Below are 7,201 nucleotides of genomic sequence, written 5' to 3'. Positions count from 1 at the left end.
GAGGGCATACCGTTTGTGCTGTTGCCTGAATGTCAGACCACCGGCGGATATCCTCGTATTGGCACGGTACTGCCGTGCGATCTTCCAATCGTCGCACAGGCGACCGCAGGAAGCGCTTTGTCCTTCCGGTTCGTGGACCACGCGACGGCGCTTCAAACACATAAAAGCCCCGAGCAAATTCTTGCCCAACTGACCACTTCAACCCGGCCACTCGTCCGTGATCCACGGGCCATACGCGATCTTCTTGCCTATCAACTGGTTGGAGGGGTGGTGAATGCCCTTGAGGATGACAGGATGGAGTAGAGTGGCGCCTAAGCGCCGTCAAACCGCAAGCCGGGGTCCCTCAGTTGACGCGGCGCATTGTGCTTTTTTTATTTCGATAGATTTTTCTACCTGTGCTCAGCCGTTGGCAGGGGAAAGCGAATGGACGTGCCCGACCCCAATCCGGCCTCGCACTAAATCCGCCCACGATGCCGCGGGACAAACGTTTTGCAAGTCGCCGATACGGCAGCGGAACAAAAACTGCCGGACAGATTGTTGTCGTCACAGCCCCCGGCTTGGCGGCCCAGGGATGCCCTCATGCATTAGATTTGGCTAAAAGAGATCGACAGAAAGGCCGCCGCTCGGACGCCGTCTATTGGTCGAAGGTTGGTGTTTTCCCGGATAAGGCTGGTCAAGTGCACCATCCCGCCGCACCCCAGCACAATGCAGTCAATGTCGTCATCGCGTTCCGCCGTCACGACTTCGCTCAGAATGCGCTCAGCCGCCTCTGTCGGCTTATTTTCGATGTCGAGAACCTCCACGCCGCTTGCCCGAACGCGGGCGCAATGTGACGCGAGACCATAGGCTTGAATGTTTGTCTCCAGAATGGGCACGGAGGCCTCGAGCGTTGTTACGACCGAAAATCGGGGGCCTCCGATGGCTGCAAGATGATACGCGGCTTGCCCGATACCGATGACCGGGCAGGATGCAATCTTGCGCGCTTGTGCAAGCCCGGTATCGTCGAAGCACCCAATAATGATCGCGTTGGCGCCATCTTTTGCTGCCTTCTCAACAAGTTTCAACATTGGCGGCACGGCGGCGATGCCGTCTTCCACGCCCTGAATAGAGACTGGGCCGTCGTGGGATGTCAGGCCCTTGATTACATGCCCGGGTGCAGCCTGGCGTGCAGCTTGCAACATTGCCTCGGTCATTGAGACGCTGGAATTGGGGTTGATCAGAACAATCATACCATACCCTTGCCAGCATCCGTTCCAGCCTTGGCTTTTCGGCGCGAACTGGCCCAAGCGAGCAGCAGGAATATCCCAATCATCAGAAGGGAAAAGACCGTCGTCAGCGTCCCCAATGCATAAAGCACTGGTGTCGTGACATTGGTCGTCATGCCGAAGATCTCCAGCGGCAGCGTGTTGTAGCTTCCAGACGTCAGAAGCGTGCGTGCAAACTCGTCATAGCTGAGCGTGAAACCAAACAGCGCGACCCCGATAAGCGATGGCCCTATGATGGGGAGAACTACAAAGCGCAATGTTTGCCACGGCGTTGCGCCCAAATCACGGGCCGCTTCTTCGTAGCTTTTGTCAAACCGGTTGAAGACGGCGAACATAATCAAAAGGCCAAATGGGAGCGTCCAGGTCAGTTGCGCGCCGAAGCCGGATGTGGACCAATGGACCTCGAAGCCGGCCTGACTGAACCCAAGCCCGACACCAAGAGAGATGAGGATCGACGGGATCACCAGCGATGTAATAATCAGATAAAAGACGACTGTGGAGCCGGGAAAGCGTTTGCGAAAGGCGAGACCGCCCATCACCGATACGACCACGGTGGTGACCATGACCATCAGACCAAGGGCAAAGCTGCGGCGGAAACTGCCCCAGATATCACCCACGGCCTGTTGTTCGAAAAGGTCGCGGAACCAATGGAAGGACGTACCGTTCATCGGGAATGTCAGGCCTCCGCTTGGACCTTGAAACGACAGAATCGCGATCGTGATCGTCGGCCCATAGAGGAACAGGAGAAACAGAGCGAAGAAAGCTGCCAGAAGGTAGAAGGATCGAGATCGTGGTTCCATCAAAGCTCCTTTCGGATGTCGACGAAGCGCAACAAAATGCCAATGACGATCAAAACGGTCGCCAGCAAGACAACAGCCGTGGCCGAAGCCGAGGGGTACTGAAGCAGCGCGATATCGTTTGAGATCAGGCGGCCCACGTTGGCCGATTGCGAACCAGACATGAAGCGCACGGTGATGAAGTCACCCATCACCAGCGTCACCACAAAGATCGTACCGATCATGATGCCAGGCTTGGTCAGCGGGATGATGACATTCCACAGGATTTGCGCGCCTGAGGCCCCGGCGTCGCGCGCCGCTTCTATCAATGATTTATCGATCCGCATCATCGTGTTGAAGATCGGGACCACCATGAAAAGGGTATAAAGATGTACAAAAGCAAGGATAACCGCGAAGTCACTGAACAGGAGCCAATCCAAAGGTTCGTCGATGACGCCCCAGGATATTAAAGCTGAATTGGCGATGCCGTTGCGGCCCAGAAACGGGATCCACGAGATCATCCGGATGATATTCGAGGTCCAGAATGGGATGGTGCAGATCAGAAAAAGCGCGATTTGCCACGTCAGGGTGCGGACATGGAACGCGAGGAAATAGGCGACTGTGAACCCTATCGTCAGCGTGATGGCCCAGGTTATCAGTGCGTATTTGAAGGTATTGAAAAACACCCGGTAGGTAACGGGGGACCCGAATAGAAATTCGTAGTTCTCCCAGACGAAGGCCGGGATAATGGAAAATTCGGTCGCGCGCCAAAAGCTGACAACGACGATCAATGCAATAGGGAGCACCAGAAAGATCAGAAGAACCGCCAGCAATGGCGAGACCATCAAAAGGCCGCTGAGGGCGTTGTTTTTTGAAAGACGATCCATGGAGTATCCGATGCAAGGGTCGGGGTGCGATGGGAGGGAGCCGCACCCCGAGGCCGCTAAATTATGCGGCGATGAACTCGTTCCACTTGCGAACCATGTACTGGTTCTCGTCCATGACCGAGTTCCAGCAGGCAACGGCGCCCATACGATCCTGGAAGGACCCGCCATCGCGGACCTCGCCTGCCTGCGCCAATGCGTCGCCGAACGGTGAGGTGATAACGTCGGTCGCTGCTTTGCCTTCGAACCAGAAGCCCCATTCGTTTTCGGACATGTAGTTCTTGGACGTCTCAGGAACGGCAGAGTAATACCCCTGACGCATTAGGAAGCCGCCAACCCAGCCATCAAGGTACCAGTTGATGTACTCGTATGCTGCATCGCGCTCGAGGCCAGTGAGGGCGGCCGACAGACCAATACCGCCGCCCCAGCTGCGATACCCTTCTTCAAGGGGCTGGTAGACGCAGGGGATGCCTTTGGATTTAACGGCTGTAATCGCAGGCGACCACATGGACTGGATGACCACTTCGCCGGACGCCATCAGGTTAACGCTTTCATCGAACGACTTCCAGAAGGCGCGGAACTGACCGTTCTTTTTGGCCTCGGTGAAGATCGCCATCGTCAGGTCGATCTCTTCTTTGGTCATATTTCCTTTATCGGGATAGGAGTACTCGCCCATCGATTCCACGACCATTGCCATGTCCATGATGCCGATCGACGAAATATCGAGGATCGAGGCTTTGCCTTTGAATTCAGGGTTCAGAAGCTCGGACCATTTGCTGATCGGGCGGTTAATCAGATCGGGACGAATGCCCAGCGTGTCAGCGTTGTAGATCGTTGGGATGAGGGTCATCCAACCAGATTCTTCCTGAACAAAGTCCGTCCCGTTTGCCCCTGACGTGAACCCAACAGAATGCGGCGCAGTGCCCTGTGCGATGGTGCTTTCAGGCGTGAGTTTACCGCTGCGGAAGATACCGACGATTTTATCGTAGTTTTTGATTTTCGAGGTGTCCATCGCCTGCAGATTGCCGGTCGGCCAGACCTTTTTGCCAATCCAGTATTCGATGTCGGCAATGTCGAAGCTGTTTGGCTGGGTGGCCGCGCGTTGGGTGACGCTGTCGGAATCAAGGGCCGTCATTTCAAGCGTGAAGCCCAGGTCTTCTTTCACTTTTGAGGCGACTTCGTTGAGGTTCGACACCCCCGTGCCGAACTGGCGCAGGGTGACGTCTTTGATGTTTTGCGCCCAGATCATCGGTGCGCCAAGTGTGCTTGCACCAACGGCCGCCACGCCAGTCTTTAGTAGGCTTCTTCGTGTTAGTTTGGACATAAGTTCAACTCCTTGTCGGTAATTTACATCGTGAGTGTGTGAAGGTTTTCTTGATCCCAGAGCAGACCGATTGGCTCGCCTGGGTTTCGAGGTTTGGCGAAAAATACGTCATCGGGCAGTAAAGCGGTCACTTCCTGATCCCCCGCTATCCGGGCGAGAACGGACACATGCGTGCCCTGATATTCGACGGCCGTGATGTGGGCGTCCATTTTGCCGCTTCCGACGTCCGTGAGACGAACTGCATCCGAGCGCAGCGCGTATTTTCCATCCGCCAGGGCGATGACGTTGTGGCCGCCCATGAACTGCGCAACGAAGGCGGTCTTTGGGGCGTTAAAGACCTCGCGTGCTGGGCCGGCCTGCTCGATGACGGCATTGTTCATGACGACAATTTCATCTGCCAAAGCCAGGGCTTCGTCTTGTCCGTGCGTGACGTGCAAAAAGCTGATGCCCAGCTCGCGTTGTAACTTTTTCAGCTCGCTCCGCATGCGAATTCGCAGAAATGGGTCAAGTGCGGACAGCGGTTCATCCAAAAGAAGCGCCTGTGGTCGGGTGATCAGGGCCCGCGCCAAGGCGACCCTTTGTTGTTGTCCGCCGGAAAGCTGATCCGGCAGCCGATCAGCCAGCGCAGAGAGGTCGACAAGCTCCAGCATTTCACCCGCTTTTTTCGCACGTTCGCCGGGATCAATCCCCTTCATCTTCAGGCTGAAGGCAACGTTCTCGGCCACGCTTAGATGGGGAAAAAGAGCATAGTTCTGAAACATCATCGCCGTGCCTCGCTTTGCCGGCGGCAAGTGCGAGATGTCCTTGCCACCAAGCAGGATGGAACCATCGGAGATGCTTTCGTGACCGGCCATCATCCTCAGCGTAGAGGACTTGCCGCACCCCGAAGGACCAAGCAGACATGTGTATGAGTTGGGCTTGAAGTGATGGTTGACCGCATCCACCGCAACGGTCGCGCCGTAGCGCTTGGTCACTTTCACAAGTTCCAGATCATCGCTGAGCGCGCTCATGAGTTTCTCATCTTCATTCACCAATCACGCACGGCTCAAGGTCAAAGAGGGAAGGATTCGCGCGCCTCCGGCGGGCCGAAAACCGAACATGATGGAATTTGAAGCGCAAATTTCCAAGCTTTGGTGAAAACTCGGGCACAATTTTGTATACAATCTAGAATCAAGTATTGAACAAAATTCCACCGCTTGAGGCTCCGTCCGTCCTCTGCAATGAATGGCTGCTATGAGCACTGCCGCAATCACACCGACGACAAAGAAACGCACTTTGCAGGCGGATGACGTGGGAACGGCCCTGACATTGGCCATCCACCAGCACCGAATTGCACCGGGGACTAAGCTGGGCGAGGACGAACTTGGCGAGGTGTACGGTGTTTCACGCACAATCATTCGCGCCGCGCTGCGCTCGCTTGCCCAAAACCACCTTGTAGAAATCCACAGAAACCGCGGCGCCTTTGTTGCGCAGCCCTCGTTGCGCGAGGCACGTGAAGTTTTTGAGGCGCGCGAACTGATCGAGCCGCGCACGGCGCACAGCGCGGCGGCCCGCGCCACCAAATCAGACATCAAGCGTCTGAAGAAGCACATTGCGAACGAACACGATGCCCTCGCCAATGCCGAAAACGGCGCAGCGCTTCACCTGTCGGGACAGTTTCATATCGAGATCGCGCAGATTGCCGATCAATCGACAATCGCCGGTTTTATCGAAGCGCTTATTGCGCGTTCATCGTTGATCATCGCGCTGTATTGGCGGCGCGAAAGTGCGTTGTGCGAAAAGCACGCGCATCACGCTTTGGTCGAAGCAATTGCAAATCGTGATGGGACTCTGGCCGAAGAACTGATGCACAGCCATCTCGTGGATTTGCACTCAGCGCTTGATTTGCGCGAACGCGCAATCCCGATGCGCAGCCTGAAAGAGGCCTTGTCGTTGTGAGAATACGAACGATGAACCTGAACGATCTTCGGATGGTTTTGGAATGGGCGCGGGACGAGGGTTGGAACCCCGGGATCGAAGATGCTTCCGCTTTTATTGCGGCGGACCCCAAGGGCTTTTTTCTGGCCGAAGTGAAGGGCGACATCGTGGCGGCGATTTCGGTCGTCAACCACGACGCCAACAACGCATTTCTTGGGCTTTTTATATGCCGTCGGGAGTTTCGTGGGCTGGGCTTTGGAAAGGCGCTTTGGGACGAAGCGATGTTGCACGCAGGCGGGCGTTCCGTGACGCTTGAAGGTGTTCCGGAGCAGCAAGGAAATTATGCCAAATCCGGGTTCGTCAGTGTCGGAAAAACGGTTCGCTATTGCGGAATAATTCCGGGCGGAGATGTACGCGGCCCGACGCTTTCAGATGAAGGTATCGACCGATTGATCAAAGTCGATGAGTTCTCAAACGGATATCCTAGGGCTGCCTACTTATCTGAATGGTTCAAGCCAACGCCCAGCCGGAAAACCATTATCCTAGGGACCGATCCGGACCGGGTGGCCTACGCCACGTTTCGCAAGTGCGCCGAGGGCGTGAAAGTTGGGCCGTTTCAAGCGTTTGATCGCGATCAGGCGACAGCACTTCTTCGCTCGCGCCCATTTGTGTCGGGGAGCGAAAACACTTTCATCGACATTCCGGAAAAGAGCAAAGCACTCACTGATCTTGTAGTTGAGATGCAATTTAAACCGGTCTTCGAGACCGCGAAAATGGTCAAAGGATCGCCCGCAATGACGCAATTTCCACCCTACAGCGCCGTGGCCAGCCTGGAGCTTGGATAGCGCGCTTTGCATCCTGCCGTCTTCGCCAATGTCTTGGCTGGGCGCAAAGCAGCCATCTGATCACAGTGGTCGCAAACCCTGCCCCTTCTTCGGCGCGCTTTGGTTCGCTGAGCCTAGTCGCCGCCGCCATGATTGGCGCAGATCAACTAGACTTCAGATCACATCATGAGCGCTTTGCTGACCAGACCTT

Annotated in this window: 7 protein-coding genes and 1 pseudogene; 3 read left to right on the top strand and 5 right to left on the bottom strand. The window is 55.8% G+C overall.

Features of this window, described 5'->3' with window-relative positions; all coding sequences use genetic code 11:
• Nucleotides 1–303, top strand: a pseudogene (locus tag AC221Y_RS17450) (5-oxoprolinase subunit C family protein); the annotation flags it as partial.
• Nucleotides 304–584: 281 nt separating this feature from the next.
• Here the strand turns inward: AC221Y_RS17450 and AC221Y_RS17445 are convergent.
• The 5 genes from AC221Y_RS17445 to AC221Y_RS17425 all read right to left on the bottom strand — a co-directional run bounded on the left by AC221Y_RS17445 (nt 585) and on the right by AC221Y_RS17425 (nt 5,259).
• Nucleotides 585–1,229 (bottom strand): aspartate/glutamate racemase family protein, encoded by a 645-nt coding sequence (locus AC221Y_RS17445; RefSeq protein ID WP_299752129.1) that lies wholly within the window; start codon nt 1,227–1,229, stop codon nt 585–587.
• The gene (locus AC221Y_RS17440; protein WP_486707864.1) at nt 1,226–2,065 is read right to left on the bottom strand and encodes an ABC transporter permease; all 840 of its coding nucleotides are present in this window, start codon (nt 2,063–2,065) and stop codon (nt 1,226–1,228) included. The genes AC221Y_RS17445 and AC221Y_RS17440 overlap by 4 nt, the downstream gene beginning before the upstream one ends.
• Nucleotides 2,065–2,928: an ABC transporter permease gene (locus AC221Y_RS17435; protein ID WP_299752123.1), complete on the bottom strand. Its 864-nt coding sequence runs from the start codon at nt 2,926–2,928 to the stop codon at nt 2,065–2,067. Before AC221Y_RS17435 ends, AC221Y_RS17440 begins: the two co-directional genes overlap by 1 nt.
• A 61-nt stretch (nt 2,929–2,989) precedes the next feature.
• The gene (locus AC221Y_RS17430) at nt 2,990–4,249 is read right to left on the bottom strand and encodes an ABC transporter substrate-binding protein (RefSeq protein ID WP_486707863.1); all 1,260 of its coding nucleotides are present in this window, start codon (nt 4,247–4,249) and stop codon (nt 2,990–2,992) included.
• Nucleotides 4,250–4,272: 23 nt separating this feature from the next.
• A complete protein-coding gene (locus AC221Y_RS17425) occupies nt 4,273–5,259 on the bottom strand; it encodes an ABC transporter ATP-binding protein (protein ID WP_299757798.1) in 987 nt (328 codons plus the stop codon).
• A gap of 223 nt (nt 5,260–5,482) precedes the next feature.
• On the opposite strand from AC221Y_RS17425, the gene AC221Y_RS17420 reads away from it, so the two are divergent.
• Together AC221Y_RS17420 and AC221Y_RS17415 are read left to right on the top strand one after the other, a co-directional pair.
• Nucleotides 5,483–6,187: a GntR family transcriptional regulator gene (locus AC221Y_RS17420; RefSeq protein ID WP_486707862.1), complete on the top strand. Its 705-nt coding sequence runs from the start codon at nt 5,483–5,485 to the stop codon at nt 6,185–6,187.
• Nucleotides 6,188–6,198: 11 nt separating this feature from the next.
• The gene (locus AC221Y_RS17415) at nt 6,199–7,011 is read left to right on the top strand and encodes a GNAT family N-acetyltransferase (protein ID WP_486707861.1); all 813 of its coding nucleotides are present in this window, start codon (nt 6,199–6,201) and stop codon (nt 7,009–7,011) included.
• Nucleotides 7,012–7,201: the final 190 nt, after the last annotated feature.

The sequence above is a fragment of the Boseongicola sp. genome (genome assembly GCF_057460485.1).
Note: the sequence above shows the minus strand (reverse complement) of the source record. Positions and strands in the feature narration are given on the sequence as shown.